Origin of the sequence: Haemophilus influenzae, assembly GCF_019703545.1 — a bacterium.
GTDB lineage: Bacteria > Pseudomonadota > Gammaproteobacteria > Enterobacterales > Pasteurellaceae > Haemophilus > Haemophilus influenzae_E.
Genome location: NZ_AP018771.1, coordinates 138,824 through 155,231, shown reverse-complemented (window position 1 = coordinate 155,231; position 16,408 = coordinate 138,824). Strand labels below are relative to the sequence as shown.

The window sequence follows — 16,408 nt, the reverse complement described above, 5'->3', positions numbered from 1 at the left end:
ATTAATGCGCTTCATCCCAATTTTTACCGACACCCACTTCCACAATCAACGGAACAACTAATTCAGCAGCGGCTTCCATATGTTGTTTAATTTGCTCACGGAAAAACGCGACTTTTTCTGACCGCACTTCAAACACTAATTCATCGTGTACTTGCATAATCATTTCAATATCTGGATCGTGACGGATTACTTCATCAATTTTAATCATCGCTCGTTTAATAATATCCGCAGCTGTGCCTTGCATCGGTGCATTGATCGCTACGCGTTCTGCTCCTTTACGACGCATTGCATTGCTAGAATTAATATCAGGTAAATATAAACGGCGACCAAATAGTGTTTCCACATAGCCTTGTGCTTTCGCTTTTGCACGAATATCGGTCATAAATTGTTGTACGCTAGGATAGCGTTGGAAATATAAATCCATGTATTTTTGTGCATCTGGACGGGAAATGCCAAGTTGGCGTGAAAGTCCAAAGGCGGACATTCCATAAATTAAGCCGAAATTAATTGCTTTAGCATTGCGACGTTGCTCGCTGGTGACTTCATCTAATGATACACCGAAGATTTCAGCTGCGGTGGAGCGATGAATATCCTTGCCTTGCGAGAAGGCGTTAATTAAGCCTTGATCGCCAGAAAGATGCGCCATAATGCGTAACTCAATTTGAGAATAGTCAGCGGCGACAATAGAATAACCTTCACGTGCGATAAATGCTTGTCGAATACGACGACCTTCTTCATTCCGAATTGGAATATTTTGTAGGTTTGGATCGCTAGATGATAAACGCCCTGTCGCCGTGACCGCTTGATGATAAGAGGTATGCACTCGGCCTGTTTGTGAATTGACCATTTGAGGTAGTTTATCCGTGTAAGTGGATTTAAGTTTGCTCAACCCACGATGTTCAACCAAAATTTTGGGTAATTCGTGGCTATAGGATAATTCTTCCAATACTTCTTCATTTGTTGATGGCGCACCTTTTGGCGTTTTTTGTAAAACAGGTAGCCCAAGTTTATCGAACAAAATTTCTTGTAATTGTTTGGTGGATGCTAAATTGAATGGCTGACCCGCTAATGCGTAAGCTTGTTTTTCAAGTGCGGTTAATCTTGTAGCAATTTCGTTAGATTGTATAAAGAGGGCATCACTATCAATCAAAACGCCCGTACGTTCCATACGAGAAAGCACATGAAGCAATGGTAATTCCATTGTTTTATACAATTCAACAAGCGTTGGTTCTTCTTGCAGTTTCAACCACAGTGCTTGTTGTAATTTCATGGTCACATCAGCATCTTCTGCTGCGTATTCAGTGGCTTGTTCTAAGGGAATTTGATTAAACGTAAGCTGACTTTTCCCTTTTCCTGCAAGGCTTTCAAATGCGATAGTCTCATGCCCTAAATAACGTTTAGCTAAATCGTCCATATTATGACGACCCGTACTATTTAGCGTATAGGAAAGCAACATCGTATCAAATTCAACACCTTGTAATTCAATGCCATGACGGGCAAAAATACTTTCATCAAATTTAATGTTTTGTCCAATTTTGTGAATATTAGGATTTTCTAAGATTGGTTTGATAGCGGCAAGTGCGGTCGATTTTTCGAGTGTTTTTGGCGCATCCAAATAATCCAATTGCAATGGTAAATAAGTGGCTTCGCCATTTTCAAGAGCAAAAGAGATACCCACTAAATTCGCAGACATATAATCAAGACTGTCTGTTTCAGTATCGACCGCAATGAGTTTTGCTGTATTGAGTTTTTCAATCCAGCGGGTTAAATCCGCTTGAGTGAGCAAGGTTTCATATTTAGTACGATCGATTTGAATTTTAGGCGTATTTTCCACCGCACTATTTCCCACAGAACTTTGAGCTGGTGAGGTCGCCTGATACTGGTTGATTTTCACTGGCTGTTCAGTGGTTTGAGTAATAGAATCTGAGCCATTCATCACTTCATTAAGCCAGCGTTTAAATTCGTAGCGAGCAAAATATTCAATGAGTTGATCCTTTTGGCTTTCTCCAAGCAACAATTCATCTGTTGTCACGTTAAGTTCAACATCCGTTTTGATGGTTGCTAATGTATAAGAAAGAGCGGCATTGGATTTTTCAGCCAATAATTTTTCACCTAGTTTTTTCGCACCACGAATTGGCAGTTCCGCTACTTTTTCAAGATTGGCATAAATTTCAGCCATGCTTCCTATGCCTTGTAGTAAACCAAGTGCGGTTTTTTCGCCCACGCCAGCAACGCCAGGAATGTTATCTGCACTATCGCCCATAAGTGCGAGATAATCAATAATGAGTTCAGGTGGAATACCGTATTTTTCAATCACACCCTCACGATCCAATAGGCTATTATTCATGGTGTTGATGAGCATAATATTGTTATCAACTAACTGTGCCATATCTTTATCGCCAGTACTAATGAGCACTTTTTTACCCAAACGAGATGCTTGTAGTGCGAGTGTGCCGATTACATCATCTGCCTCAATCCCTTCCACCACTAAAAGCGGAATGCCCAATGCACGAATCATATCGTGCAAAGGCTGAATTTGTTTGCGTAAATCATCAGGCATTGGTGGACGGTGAGATTTATAGTGTTCAAACATTTCATTGCGAAATGTTTTCCCTTTTGCATCAAAAACAACGGCTATATGAGAGGGCTGTACTTGTGAGATGAGGCTTTTTAACATATTTAACACGCCGTACATCGCACCTGTTGGCTCACCTGCGGCATTGGTTAAAGGTGGAAAGGCATGAAATGCACGATATAAATAAGAAGAACCATCCACTAGCACAAGCGGATTTGTTGCAATTTGGGCCATAAAAATCTCGTTTTAAACTGAAAAATACCCGCATTATAGCGTAATTTATGGTGATGAGCGAATGGCGGGTTTAATGTAAAATTTATGACGAATATTTTTTGCTATGGCATAATATCAGCCATTCAAATATTTAATTTAAGGAAATCAAATGTCGTTAAAATTGGTCGAAATTTTAGTTTTGGGTCAGGTTTTGCGTTTAAATGTACCCATTGAACAAGAAGAATTACTGCGCCAAGCTGCGCGTAATTTAGATATATTGGTTTCCGAAATGAAAGAAAAGACAGGCCTTATTCAGCTTGATCGTGTGCTTTCTATTGTGGCACTCAATTTGAGTTTTGAATTAAGCCAAGAAAAAAATAAAACGGCTAAAATTGAAGAGGTATTGAGAACGGGTATCCAACAATTAGATCACTCATTAGAAAATATTCGTGTTACAAAAGAACCGCATTAAATTAATGATCAAATTAGAGTCATTTTGTCGTTTTATAAGCAACTCGTTAAATTTGACAAATAAATGCTAGTCAATACTGAGAATTTGGGCTAGTATAAACCCATAAGAATTACCTGGAGTGTTCGTCAGTAGGCTATGTCCCTGAGCCGATACTTTAAATCTTATAAATTGGTTTCCTATCGTTGGTGTGTAGGCTTAACCTTTGACTCGTTCATTGGGCTAAGAAACCTGAAAACGGTATCAACTGATTTCCTTGAACCGTTGGGTTCAAGGACTACTGCCCACAGCGGCACTCTGGGGTCTTCCTTTTCATTTCTATGAATACTCAAAAACGCCAGCAAATCCGCACTGAAATCCGAAAAATACGTGCAAATTTAACCGCACTTCAACAGCACCAAGCTGAACAATCGGTTACTCAACAGGCGTTAAATCTTATCGAGCAACGACAAGCCAAAAATATTGCATTATATTTTTCTTTTGATGGTGAAATTTCGACAAAAGCCTTAATCCAATCCCTGTGGATGCAAAATAAAAATGTGTATTTGCCTGTTTTACATCCTTTTACTAAACATCATTTATTGTTTTTACGCTATTTACCTGATACACCAATGAAACAAAATCAGTTTGGCATTTGGGAGCCAAAGCTGAATGTTCAAAATGTTTTGCCATTAAATGAACTGGATATTTTATTTACGCCATTGGTGGCTTTTGATAAAAAAGGAAATCGCCTTGGTATGGGCGGTGGATTTTATGATCGCACGTTGCAGAATTGGCAAAATAAGTCTTTTATTCCAGTTGGTTTAGCGCACCAATGTCAGCAAGTAGAAAATCTTCCCACTGAGCATTGGGATGTGCCATTATTCGATATTTTGGTAGGTTGAAACCTATCATCAAATTTTTATTGATAGATAAAATCAAAATATTTCATTTTTTCTCTTGAAATCCGTTTAAGCGATCTTACTTAATTTGGGCAAACGGCGAAAGCCAAAACCAAATTGAGGAAAGTGTATGAACATTGAAAAATTTACGACAAAATTCCAAGAAGCGTTAAGCGAAGCACAATCACTTGCTATCGGAAAAGACAATCAATTTATTGAACCTGTGCATTTATTGACCGCACTTTTAAATCAACAGGGTGGCTCTATTGCGCCAATTTTGACAGCAAGTGGCGTAAATGTGGCTTTATTGCGTAATGAATTAAAGACAGAACTAAATAAATTGCCGCAAGTGATTGGCAATGGTGGAGATGTACAACTTTCACGCCAGCTTATTAATCTACTTAATTTATGCGATAAATTCGCACAGCAAAACCAAGATAAATTTATTTCGAGCGAATTGTTTTTGCTTGCAGCTTTAGAAGAACGAGGAACGATCAGCGATATTTTGAAAAAGTGCGGTGCGAAAAAAGAACAAATTTCGCAAGCTATTCAGCACATTAGAGGGGGACAAAACGTGAACGATCAAAATGCAGAAGAAAGCAGACAAGCTCTTGAAAAATATACGATTGATTTAACCGCTCGTGCAGAAAGTGGCAAACTTGATCCTGTAATTGGGCGTGATGAAGAAATTCGTCGAGCTATTCAAGTATTACAACGTCGTACCAAAAACAACCCTGTGTTAATTGGTGAACCAGGTGTAGGGAAAACGGCGATTGTCGAAGGCTTGGCACAACGCATTGTAAATGGCGAAGTGCCAGAAGGTTTGAAAAATAAACGTGTGCTTTCATTAGATATGGGCGCATTGATTGCTGGTGCAAAATATCGCGGAGAATTTGAAGAACGTTTAAAAGCGGTGCTTAATGAACTTTCTAAAGAAGAAGGTCGCGTGATCCTCTTTATTGATGAAATTCATACTATGGTCGGCGCGGGTAAAACCGATGGTGCGATGGATGCGGGTAACTTATTAAAACCAAGTTTAGCGCGCGGTGAATTACATTGCGTGGGTGCAACCACTCTAGATGAATATCGTCAATATATTGAAAAAGATGCCGCCCTTGAACGCCGTTTCCAAAAAGTTTTTGTGGACGAACCAAGTGTAGAAGATACCATTGCAATTTTACGTGGTTTGAAAGAACGTTATGAAATTCATCATCACGTGGATATTACTGACCCTGCAATCGTCGCAGCAGCAATGCTTTCACATCGCTATATTTCTGATCGTCAATTGCCAGATAAAGCCATCGACTTGATCGATGAAGCCGCATCTAGTATTCGTATGGAAATAGATTCTAAACCTGAACCGCTTGATCGTCTTGAACGTCGTATTATCCAACTAAAATTGGAACAACAGGCATTACAAAAAGAAGAAGACGAAGCAAGTCGCAAACGTTTAGAAATGTTAGAGAAAGAATTGGTTGAAAAAGAACGTGAATACGCCGAACTTGAAGAAGTATGGAAATCCGAAAAAGCAACGCTTTCTGGCTCTCAACATATTAAACAAGAATTAGATACTGCAAAAACTGAACTGGAACAAGCTCGTCGTGCGGGGGATTTAGCGAAAATGTCTGAGTTGCAATATGGTCGCATTCCTGCTCTTGAAAAGCAACTCGAGCAAGCTGAAACCAGCGAAGGAAAAGAAATGATGCTTTTACGCTATCGCGTCACAGATGAAGAAATCGCTGAAGTGCTTTCTAAAGCTACGGGTATTCCTGTATCCAAAATGATGGAAGGCGAGAAAGAAAAACTCTTGCGTATGGAAGATGAACTACATAAACGTGTGATAGGTCAAGAAGAAGCGGTGGATGCTGTCGCAAATGCGATTCGTCGTAGCCGTGCTGGTCTTTCCGATCCTAATCGCCCAATTGGTTCTTTCTTGTTCCTAGGGCCAACAGGTGTAGGTAAAACAGAGCTTTGTAAAACTCTAGCTAAATTCCTCTTTGATAGTGAAGATGCAATGGTGCGTATCGATATGTCAGAGTTTATGGAAAAACACAGCGTATCTCGTTTAGTCGGAGCGCCTCCAGGCTATGTCGGCTATGAAGAAGGCGGTTATTTAACTGAAGCTGTTCGTCGTCGTCCGTATTCAGTGATCTTGTTAGATGAAGTTGAAAAAGCCCATACGGATGTGTTCAATATTTTGTTGCAAGTGTTAGATGATGGCCGTTTGACTGATGGACAAGGCAGAACCGTAGATTTTCGTAACACGGTTGTGATTATGACCTCTAACTTAGGTTCTGATTTAATCCAAGGTAACAAAGACGAAAGCTATAGCGAAATGAAAGCCTTAGTGATGTCTGTAGTGGGGCAACATTTCCGCCCAGAATTTATCAACCGTATTGACGAAACCGTGGTATTCCATCCACTTGGTAAAGAGAATATCCGTGCGATTGCAAGCATCCAATTAGAACGTTTAGCAAAACGTATGGAAACTCGTGGCTACGAATTGGTATTTACCGATGCTTTATTAGATTTTATTGGCGAAGTTGGCTATGACCCAATTTATGGCGCACGTCCATTGAAACGCGCCATTCAACAAGAAATTGAAAATAGCTTGGCGCAACAAATTCTATCTGGTGCGTTGTTACCGAGTAAGGTTGTTACTATTGATTATGTCAATTCAGAAGTTCAAGCGAGACAATAAGCATTACAAAAGTGCGGTAAAATTTACCGCACTTTTTTATGAACCTAAACGCTGACGTACAATTTCAAATAAACATACCCCTGTTGCGACAGATACATTTAATGATGAAACTGAACCAGCCATTGGAATGCTAATCAGTTGATCGCAATGTTCACGTGTTAAACGACGCATTCCTTCGCCTTCAGCTCCCATAACAAGTGCTAGTGGCCCTGTCAGTTTGCTTTGATAAATGGTTTCAGTTGCTTCGCCAGCAGTGCCAACCACCCAAATATTATGGTTTTGCTGTAAATCGCGTAGTGTGCGAGAAAGATTGGTTACACGAATTAACGGCACAGTTTCTGCTGCACCGCAAGCAACTTTACGCGCGATAGATGTTAATTGTGCAGATTTATCTTTTGGTACGATCACTGCCACTGCGCCCGCTGCATCAGCTGTTCGCAAACAAGCCCCTAAGTTGTGCGGATCAGTCACACCATCCAAAACTAATAAAAGCGGATTTTGTTTATTCGCAAGAATTTCATCAAGATCATTTTCATTAAGTTCTTTTGCTACCTGTACTCGAGCAATGACACCTTGATGAACTTCTCCATCGGCTTTTTTATCAAGTGTTTGTCGATTAACTAATTGCACACCAATTCCTAGGGAATAAAGCTCATTTAAGAGTGGCTGTAGGCGTTTATCTTCACGTCCTTTAAGTACGAAGACTTCAATTAAACGTTCTGGCGAATGGGTTAAAATACTATTAACAGCATGAATGCCGTAGATTTGTTCTGACATAAATTTCTCTTTTTCTTATTTGAATTTTTAATTCATTCTTACAATAGGGAGTGAATTATTTGCGTTTTCTAGATGTTTTCTTAGAAACTTCTTTCTTTTTTACCGCACTTTTTCGTTTTTTGGAGGCTTTAGACGGTAGTTCTTTAAAGACTTTCTTGGCTTTTTCTTTCGCGGTTTTTCCAGCTCGACGAGGTTTACGTTCACTGCCCATCAGCGAGAAATCGACCATTTTATTTTCTAAATGTACCGCTTCAACTTTGATGCGAACTTTATCGCCTAAGCGATATTGCATTCCGCTATTTTCGCCAATTAAACGCTGTTTTGCTGCATCGAATTGGTAATAATCGTTTTCTAAGGTGGAAATATGGACTAAACCATCGATGAATAAGTCATCTAAGCGTACAAATAAACCAAATCCAGTCACAGATGAAATAACACCGCTAAATTCACCACCAACATGATCTTGCATATATTCGCATTTCAGCCAATCTGCCACTTCACGAGTGGCGTCGTCAGCACGGCGTTCCGTCATTGAACAATGATTGCCAAGTAAATCCATTTCATCAAAAGAGTAATGATAACCGCCAGTATCCGTTGTTTTACGTTTTGTGCCTTGTTCTTTAGCAAGCAAATATTTGATACCTCGATGAAGTGTTAAGTCTGGATAACGGCGAATTGGCGAAGTAAAGTGAGCATATTCTTCCAAAGCCAATCCAAAATGCCCAATATTATCAGCATGATAGACAGCTTGGCTTAAAGAACGGAGCAACATTGTTTGAATAAGTTCATGATCTGGCCTTTCTTTAACTTTTTCTAAGAGCGCAGCATAGTCTTTTGTAGTTGGTTTTAAGCCACCTTCTAAAGTTAAACCAAACTCACTTAAGAAAGTGCGGAACGATGTTAATTTTTCTTCGCTCGGGATGGAATGAATACGATATAACGCAGGCTCTTTATGTTTTTCCATAAAATTGGCTGCTGCGATATTCGCAAGAATCATACATTCCTCAATGATTTTGTGGGCATCGTTACGAACAACGGGTTCAATGCGTTCAATTCGCCCCATTGCATTGAAAATAAACTTAGTTTCAATGGTTTCAAAATCGATGGCACCACGTTGTTTTCGGGCATTGAGTAATGCTTTATAGAGATGATGCAATTCTTCTAAATGTGGAATAAGTCCTTGATAACGAGTGCGTAATTCTTCATCGCCTTCAAGCATTTTGGCTACTTTGGTATAAGTGAGGCGGGCGTGAGAATTCATCACCGCTTCATAAAAGCGATAATCTGTGAGCTTACCTTTAGCTGAAATTTGCATCTCACACACCATACATAAACGATCCACTTGAGGGTTAAGGGAGCATAAGCCGTTTGATAAAATTTCAGGTAGCATGGGTACAACTCGGTTTGGAAAATAGACCGAGTTACCACGATTATGTGCTTCTACATCCAAAGCGGAACGTAAACGTACGTAATAACTGACATCCGCAATCGCGACCCAAAGTTTCCAGCCTTTGCCGTGTTTTTCACAATAAACGGCATCGTCAAAATCCCGCGCATCTTCGCCATCAATGGTCACAAGCGGTAAATTGCGTAAATCCACACGACCTTTTTTTGCTTCTTCTGGGACTTCTTCAGTGAATTTTTTTACGTATTTTTCCACCGCACTTGGAAACTTATGGGGAATATCGTGGTTACGCAAGGCGATTTCCACTTCCATACCTTTCGCCATATTATCGCCTAGAATTTCAGTGATCACGCCAATTGGCTGGTTAAAACTGGCAGAACGTTCCTGCAATTCGACAACCACAACTTGCCCCATTCGTGCGTCATTACGATGTTCATTTGGCACGAGAATATCTCTGCCAATTCTGCTGTCATCAGGCACCACATAGCTGAAACCGTTTTCTAAGAAAAAGCGACCCACAATTTGTTTTTTACGAGTTTCTAATACGCGCACAATTCGCACTTCACGGCGACCACGACGCTCTAATCCAGCAGGTTGCGCTAAGACAAAATCTCCATGCATGACTCTTTGCATTTGATGGTTTGGAATGAATAAATCATCTTTTTTGCCATCGACCTGTAAAAAACCGAAACCTTCGCGATGACCAATTACCGTACCTTTAAATAAATCTAATTTTTCTGGTAAGGCATAGCGTTTACGTTTAGTGAATACTAATTGCCCATCATTTTCCATCGCGCGTAATCGGCGACGCATCGCCTCTATTTGATCTTCATTTCGAATGGAAAGTGCGGTCAAAATTTCATCCCGATTCATCGGTGCATTATTGTCTCGAATAACGCTTAAAATAAATTCACGGCTCGGGATTGGATTGCCGTATTTTTCCAATTCTCGTTTGTAATGAGGATCTTGGTTGATTAAGTTTTTACGTTTTTTTGTCATTATTTTTTACAGTTTTAAAAAGTGCGGAGAGTTTGACACTGTAAGGGGGATAATGCAAGACGGGGATAAAATTATCACTGTATATTTTAAGGATATTTTAAAATTGAAGAACTTAACGATCTTTCCCCAGCACTATAACAGTGATGACTTTTTATAGATATTTTTAAAGTATGAAAAGTGCGGTAAAAATTTTATGTAGGAACGCGTTCTGTTACGAGCATTTGTAATTTTCGTAAAATAACATTTAATACTACGCCATAGGCTGGGACGAACAAGATAATTCCTATAAATAATTTAAATAGATAATCTACAAAGCCGAGTTGTGCCCAGTGTTCAGCCATGAACGGATCTGCACTTTGGTAGAAGGCGATACTGAAGAAAACAAACGTATCCGCCATTGAACCGAATGTCATTGAGCTAGTTGGCGCCACCCACCATGTTTTTAACTGGCGTAAGCGGTTAAATACGATCACATCAAGTAATTGTCCTACCACGTAAGCGGCAAAGCTCGCAATAGCAATACGGAATACAAACAGATCAAAATGCGTTAATGATTCGAAACCTTGGAATTTGCTTTCAGAGAATAAAACAGATATGACGTAACTTACAATAAGTGCAGGAAACATCACCACGAAGATGATTTTTCTCGCATCTTCCGCACCGAAAATTCGTACGGTTAAATCGGTAGCTAAAAAGATAAATGGGAATGTGAGCGTTCCCCAAGTGCTGTGGAAAGAAAAATCATTTGCTGCACCAAGTGCGGTTAATTTTAGCGTGATTTCAAAAGGGATTTGTACAAAGTAATTGCTCGCTGCAATGATGAATATGTGGAAAAAGCTGAGCCAGATGATTGCACGACGTTTTTGTTGATCATTAAAGATCGGAGAGGTTAATTTCATGTTGTACCTTTTTAGTTTAAATAAATCGGGGTTAGGGAACCCGAGGTTGAATATAGGGGGTTAGATGATACGCATATTTCTAATAATTGCAAGAGTCGATGGCATTTGAGTTTTATATTTTATGAAAATTGACGAATGATTTTACAGCCTTTATTCTATTTGCGTTTTTCATCAAATTTGAAAGGAGAGAAAATGGAGTTACACAATATTCGTGATGAATATACTAAACGCGTGCTTTCACAACATGATTGCCATGAAAATCCAATTTCGCAATTTGAACAGTGGCAGAAAGAGGCTATTCATGCTCAAGTCAATGAGCCAACCGCAATGAATATTGCGACTGTTGATGAACAAGGTCGTCCAAATAGCCGAATGGTTTTGTTAAAAGAAGTCAATGAGCAAGGATTTGTCTTTTTTACCAATTATCTTAGCCGAAAAGGCGGCTGTATTGAGCGCAATCCTTATGTCGCGCTGACTTTCTTTTGGCCTGAATTGGAACGCCAAGTGCGGATTGAAGGTAAGGCGGTTAAAGTTCCAGCAGAACAATCCGATAAATATTTTGCTACCCGACCTTACACCAGTCGTATAGGGGCTTGGGCAAGTGAGCAAAGTGCGGTGATTTCTAATTATAAATCTTTGCTAGTAAAAGCCGCATTGGTTGCCACTAAACATCCATTAAACGTGCCTCGACCAGATTATTGGGGCGGCTATTTAGTGGTGCCAGAAACCGTGGAATTTTGGCAGGGTCGCCCAAGCCGTTTACATGATCGCATTCGTTATCGTAAAGAAAGTGATAATTGGATTAGAGAAAGACTTTCTCCTTAGTAAATTGAGAATGAAAATAACCGCACTTTAGTTGTATCCCGAAAGTGCGGTGAATTTTTTCTAAATTTTAGCGTTTAGCTTTATTTATTAATGCGTGCTAGTACTTGTTGTTGTACGATTTGCACGTTTACGATCGTTTTCCGTTAAAAGTTTTTTACGGATACGAATCGACTCAGGTGTTACTTCCACTAGTTCATCATCATCGATAAATTCAATCGCTTGTTCAAGACTGAATTTTACAGGTGTAGTTAGCACAATCGCATCGTCTTTACCTGACGCTCGCATATTAGTTAGTTTTTTACCTTGTAAGCAGTTTACGGTTAAGTCATTTGAGCGACTATGAATACCGATAATTTGCCCTTCATAAACTTCTACGTTTGCATCAATCATTAACTTACCACGTTCTTGTAAGCCAAATAATGCATAGCCAAGTGCTTTACCTGTTGCATTAGAAATCAACACACCATTTTTGCGCTGACCAATTTCCCCACCTTTAATTTCATCATAGTGGCTAAAACTTGAGTAAAGTAAGCCTGTGCCAGAAGTCATCGTCATAAAGTCACCACGGAAGCCAATTAATCCACGGCTAGGAATAATGTATTCTAAACGAACACGACCTTTGCCATCTGGCAACATATCACGAACTTCGCCTTTACGGATACCCAATGCTTCCATTACAGAACCTTGATGCTGTTCTTCCACATCGATAGTTACTTGTTCGTATGGTTCTTGTTTTTTACCGTCAATATCACGATAAATTACTTTTGGACGAGAAACGGCAAGTTCATAACCTTCACGACGCATATTTTCAATTAATACAGAAAGGTGTAATTCACCACGACCAGAAACACGGAATTCATCTGGGTTTGGGGTTTCTTCTACACGTAATGCCACGTTGTGAACCAATTCTTTATTTAAACGTTCAAGAATTTGACGCGATGTTACGTATTTACCTTCTTGCCCTGCAAATGGAGAGGTATTTACACAGAAGAACATGGTTACGGTTGGTTCATCAACAGTTAATGATGGCAGTGCTTCAACTGCGTTAATATCACAAATCGTATCTGAAATGTTTAATTCTCCTAAACCCGTGATCGCAACAATATCGCCTGCATAAGCAACGTCTTCTTCATAACGTTGTAAACCAAGATGACCAAGTACTTGACCGATACGACCTTGACGAGTTTTTCCTTCACTATTGATGATAGTAACTGGTTGGTTTGGTTTAATTGAACCACGCTTAATACGACCAATGCCGATAACGCCTACATAGTTGTTGTAGTCTAATTGTGAAATTTGCATTTGGAATGGCGCATCAAGTTCTACTTTGGGCGGTTCTACATATTTCACAATGGCTTCAAATAATGGCGTCATATCTTCCGCTAAATCTTCGTGTTCAAGACCTGCAACACCATTTAATGCTGATGCATAGATAATTGGGAAGTCTAATTGTTCATCGCTTGCACCAAGATTGACAAATAAGTCGAATACTTGATCTACAACCCAGTCAGGGCGCGCACCAGGGCGATCAACTTTATTAATGACGACGATTGGTTTTAATCCGTGAGCAAATGCTTTTTGAGTCACGAAACGCGTTTGTGGCATTGGGCCATCAAACGCATCAACAACTAATAGAACAGAATCCACCATAGAAAGTACGCGTTCAACTTCGCCACCGAAGTCGGCGTGTCCTGGAGTATCCACGATGTTAATACGGTAGTCATTCCAGTTAATCGCGGTATTTTTTGCAAGAATTGTAATGCCACGTTCTTTTTCAAGATCATTTGAGTCCATAACGCGTTCATCTACATCACCACGTGCAGATTCAAAAGTACCAGATTGTTGCAGAAGTTTATCTACAAGAGTGGTTTTACCATGGTCTACGTGCGCAATAATTGCGATGTTACGGAGTTTTTTAATATCAATTTCGTTTTTCATTATCTAATGCTTCGAGTAAGGTGCAATTTTGCACGGTATATGATTTTATAAAAAAGGTGCAATTTACTGCACCTAATCCTAATATAGGTTGTTGTCTTATGTTGAAGAAAACGAGGCATTATACCTCAGGTTTATTTGCGTAGTCTCATTTTCTTTGCTTTCAAAGCTTTTTTTATATCATTAGGTAAACGTAATATATCCCAGATCAACCGAAAAACCAGATTTTGGTAAATTCTTGGTTTGGAATATTTACCAATTTTTTTATACACTGACTTTGGCGGAATTAAAATATCTTGTGTGTAATTTTTCTTTTCTTCGGGAATAAAAGTAAATGGGTTATTCAGTGGTGATAAAGGAAAATAATTACATAGAGGACTTTCTGGCGAAATACAGTAAATATTTACACCATAATGTTTTTGTAAGAAATAAAGTGCATTTAAATCATATTCCATAGAATGGATATCACTTTGACTTTTATTTTTTGAAAAAGAAGGTAATAATTTAATAATATTTTCTTTTTGATGATGAAATGCGTAAGGATTCCCTTTTTCTTGATAAAAATCAATGCCTGTCAAATAAAGATCTTTATACCCCATTGCAGTTGCCACTGCACACATATAAACGCCTGATGTAATCCTCTTATCCTCATATAACTCGTGATACTGTAAATGAGTATCAAAAGCTCGTAGTTTTTTTAAATAGTTATGACCAAGATCAATTTGTGGTAGTAAACTCTGGATTTTCTTTAATTCTGAATGCCCTAAATTCAGAAAAGATGACAAAATAATATCAGCATATTCATATTCATTATTTTTAATTAATTGCAGAAACGTATAGTATTGTTCAAATATTACAGAATAATTAAAAAATACTTTTTTTATTTTCTTACCAAGAAAATAATGATCTTCAAAATAAAATTGATTGCAACGGAAAACATCATAATCTTTAGGTAATAAACTATAGTCAATTGATTTTAAACTTGTTCCATTACCTGCAATAATGACAGACTTTGATTGATTGATTGATTGATTGATTGATTGATTGATTGATTGATTAGGCATATTGTACCGTTCATTGAATAAAATATAACTTATTTTTAATAGCAGCTATTATACAGGCTTTCCGTGCTTTTTACTATAACGCCACAACAAATCTAATGAAAGTCAGATTTGATTAGACTATAATGCTTACTTAATTTTTTATATAGAAAGAGGATCTACTATGTCAGATGCCATTGCTTCCGTGTTTAAATTGATCGAAGAGAATGATATTAGGTTTGTATTGCTTCGATTTACTGACATTAAAGGTAAAGAACATGGTGTTTCTATCCCAGTTAGCCTTGTTGATGAAGATATGTTTGAAGACGGCAAGATGTTTGATGGTTCCTCTGTAGAAGGATGGAAGACAATTAATAAAGCCGATATGTTGCTTATGCCAATGGCTGAAACCGCAGTTGTCGATCCATTCGCGCAAATTCCAACGCTTTCTATTCGTTGTAGTGTTTATGAACCAACGACAATGCAAAGCTATGATCGCGATCCGCGCTCTATTGCAATTCGTGCAGAAAATTATATGCGTTCAACAGGTATCGCGGATCAAGCTTTTTTCGGCCCAGAGCCTGAATTCTTCTTATTTGATGATGTACGTTTTAATGTATCAATGAACAAAGCGTCTTTTTCTATTGATGATATAGAAGCTGCTTGGAACACGAATAAAAAATATGAAGAAGGCAATAATGCTTATCGCCCATTGAAAAAAGGCGGATATTGTGCCGTTGCACCAATTGATAGTGCGCACGATATTCGTTCTGAAATGTGCTTGATTTTAGAAGAAATGGGATTAGTCATCGAAGCCCATCATCATGAAGTGGCGACTGCAGGGCAGAATGAAATTGCGACTAAGTTCAATACACTGACTTTAAAAGCGGATGAAACCCAAATCTATAAATATGTTGTGCAAAATGTGGCGTTAGAGCACGGTAAAACAGCGTGTTTTATGCCAAAACCAATTACTGGAGATAATGGTTCAGGCATGCACTGTAATATGTCGTTAAACAAAGACGGAAAAAACATTTTCCAAGGCGATAAATATGCTGGCCTTTCAGAAACCGCGCTTTACTACATCGGCGGTATCATTAAGCACGCTAAAGCCTTAAATGCGTTCACTAATTCAAGCACTAATTCATATAAACGTTTAGTGCCGGGTTATGAAGCACCTGTATTGTTGGCTTATTCTGCAAGTAATCGTTCTGCCTCAATTCGTATCCCTGCTGTAACCAATCCAAAAGCGATTCGCATAGAAGCACGTTTCCCAGATCCATTGGCAAACCCATATTTAGCATTTGCTGCATTATTAATGGCAGGTCTTGATGGCGTGGTAAACAAAATCCACCCAGGCGATGCGATGGATAAAAATCTTTACGATCTTCCACCAGAAGAATTAAAAGATATTCCAGCGGTTGCAAGCTCTTTAGAAGAAGCATTGAATTCATTAGAAAAAGACTATGAATTTTTAACTCAAGGTGGCGTATTTGCTAAAGATTTTATTGATGCGTTTATCAGTATCAAACGTAAAGAAGTAGAACGTTTAAATATGGCACCACATCCAGTTGAATTTGAAATGTATTATGCGTAATGATATATAAACAAGAACAATGCGGTGAAATTTCGCCGTATTTTTTTAAAGGAGTAAATATGACTAAGATTTCTTCTCAAAAGAATGACTAG

The 16,408-nt window shown here is 38.7% G+C and carries 11 protein-coding genes and 1 other RNA gene; 6 read left to right on the top strand and 6 right to left on the bottom strand.

Annotation, left to right across the window (positions count from 1 at the left end):
- Position 1: 1 nt before the first annotated feature.
- The gene (gene polA, locus K6J66_RS00720; protein WP_038440165.1) at positions 2-2,809 is read right to left on the bottom strand and encodes a DNA polymerase I; all 2,808 of its coding nucleotides are present in this window, start codon (positions 2,807-2,809) and stop codon (positions 2-4) included.
- Between the two features lie 148 nt (positions 2,810-2,957).
- Between polA and K6J66_RS00715 the strand changes: the two genes are divergently transcribed.
- From K6J66_RS00715 to clpB, 4 genes are all read left to right on the top strand, one after another.
- Positions 2,958-3,260, top strand: a complete 303-nt coding sequence (locus K6J66_RS00715) for a cell division protein ZapA (RefSeq protein ID WP_005651366.1) — start codon at positions 2,958-2,960, stop codon at positions 3,258-3,260.
- Positions 3,261-3,367: 107 nt separating this feature from the next.
- Positions 3,368-3,565, top strand: a non-coding RNA gene (ssrS, locus tag K6J66_RS00710) — 6S RNA.
- Between the two features lie 12 nt (positions 3,566-3,577).
- The gene (locus K6J66_RS00705; protein WP_110442549.1) at positions 3,578-4,141 is read left to right on the top strand and encodes a 5-formyltetrahydrofolate cyclo-ligase; all 564 of its coding nucleotides are present in this window, start codon (positions 3,578-3,580) and stop codon (positions 4,139-4,141) included.
- A gap of 127 nt (positions 4,142-4,268) precedes the next feature.
- Positions 4,269-6,839, top strand: a complete 2,571-nt coding sequence (gene clpB / locus K6J66_RS00700) for an ATP-dependent chaperone ClpB (protein WP_110442542.1) — start codon at positions 4,269-4,271, stop codon at positions 6,837-6,839.
- Between the two features lie 36 nt (positions 6,840-6,875).
- Here the strand turns inward: clpB and rlmB are convergent, their stop codons facing one another.
- From rlmB to K6J66_RS00685, 3 genes are all read right to left on the bottom strand, one after another.
- Positions 6,876-7,616 carry a 23S rRNA (guanosine(2251)-2'-O)-methyltransferase RlmB gene (gene rlmB, locus K6J66_RS00695; RefSeq protein ID WP_110442543.1) on the bottom strand — a complete coding sequence of 247 codons (741 nt, stop codon included), beginning with the start codon at positions 7,614-7,616 and terminating at the stop codon, positions 6,876-6,878.
- A gap of 55 nt (positions 7,617-7,671) precedes the next feature.
- Positions 7,672-10,020, bottom strand: coding sequence for a ribonuclease R (rnr, locus tag K6J66_RS00690; protein WP_110442544.1), 2,349 nt, complete (start codon positions 10,018-10,020; stop codon positions 7,672-7,674).
- Between the two features lie 191 nt (positions 10,021-10,211).
- Positions 10,212-10,919, bottom strand: a complete 708-nt coding sequence (locus tag K6J66_RS00685) for a 7-cyano-7-deazaguanine/7-aminomethyl-7-deazaguanine transporter (RefSeq protein WP_005651371.1) — start codon at positions 10,917-10,919, stop codon at positions 10,212-10,214.
- A 192-nt stretch (positions 10,920-11,111) separates the two neighbouring features.
- On the opposite strand from K6J66_RS00685, the gene pdxH reads away from it, so the two are divergent.
- Positions 11,112-11,744, top strand: coding sequence for a pyridoxamine 5'-phosphate oxidase (pdxH, locus tag K6J66_RS00680; protein ID WP_110442545.1), 633 nt, complete (start codon positions 11,112-11,114; stop codon positions 11,742-11,744).
- A gap of 87 nt (positions 11,745-11,831) precedes the next feature.
- Here the strand turns inward: pdxH and typA are convergent, their stop codons facing one another.
- A complete protein-coding gene (gene typA, locus K6J66_RS00675; RefSeq protein WP_110442546.1) occupies positions 11,832-13,682 on the bottom strand; it encodes a translational GTPase TypA in 1,851 nt (616 codons plus the stop codon).
- Positions 13,683-13,813: 131 nt separating this feature from the next.
- Entirely contained in the window at positions 13,814-14,743 is a 930-nt protein-coding gene (locus tag K6J66_RS00670) for an alpha-2,3-sialyltransferase (RefSeq protein WP_110442547.1), read from the bottom strand.
- 160 nt (positions 14,744-14,903) lie between these two features.
- Here K6J66_RS00670 and glnA point away from each other — a divergent pair, with 160 nt between their 5' ends.
- Positions 14,904-16,316, top strand: coding sequence for a glutamate--ammonia ligase (gene glnA / locus K6J66_RS00665; RefSeq protein ID WP_105894752.1), 1,413 nt, complete (start codon positions 14,904-14,906; stop codon positions 16,314-16,316).
- Positions 16,317-16,408 lie beyond the last annotated feature (92 nt).

Excerpts from the sequence above, each read along its gene's own strand:
- K6J66_RS00715 (WP_005651366.1), top strand. The coding sequence starts at position 2,958 with ATGTCGTTAAAATTGGTCGAAATTTTAGTTTTGGGTCAGGTTTTGCGT.
- glnA (WP_105894752.1), top strand. The coding sequence starts at position 14,904 with ATGTCAGATGCCATTGCTTCCGTGTTTAAATTGATCGAAGAGAATGAT.
- K6J66_RS00670 (WP_110442547.1), bottom strand. The coding sequence starts at position 14,743 with ATGCCTAATCAATCAATCAATCAATCAATCAATCAATCAATCAATCAA.
- K6J66_RS00705 (WP_110442549.1), top strand. The coding sequence starts at position 3,578 with ATGAATACTCAAAAACGCCAGCAAATCCGCACTGAAATCCGAAAAATA.
- pdxH (WP_110442545.1), top strand. The coding sequence starts at position 11,112 with ATGGAGTTACACAATATTCGTGATGAATATACTAAACGCGTGCTTTCA.
- rnr (WP_110442544.1), bottom strand. The coding sequence starts at position 10,020 with ATGACAAAAAAACGTAAAAACTTAATCAACCAAGATCCTCATTACAAA.
- polA (WP_038440165.1), bottom strand. The coding sequence starts at position 2,809 with ATGGCCCAAATTGCAACAAATCCGCTTGTGCTAGTGGATGGTTCTTCT.
- typA (WP_110442546.1), bottom strand. The coding sequence starts at position 13,682 with ATGAAAAACGAAATTGATATTAAAAAACTCCGTAACATCGCAATTATT.
- rlmB (WP_110442543.1), bottom strand. The coding sequence starts at position 7,616 with ATGTCAGAACAAATCTACGGCATTCATGCTGTTAATAGTATTTTAACC.
- clpB (WP_110442542.1), top strand. The coding sequence starts at position 4,269 with ATGAACATTGAAAAATTTACGACAAAATTCCAAGAAGCGTTAAGCGAA.
- K6J66_RS00685 (WP_005651371.1), bottom strand. The coding sequence starts at position 10,919 with ATGAAATTAACCTCTCCGATCTTTAATGATCAACAAAAACGTCGTGCA.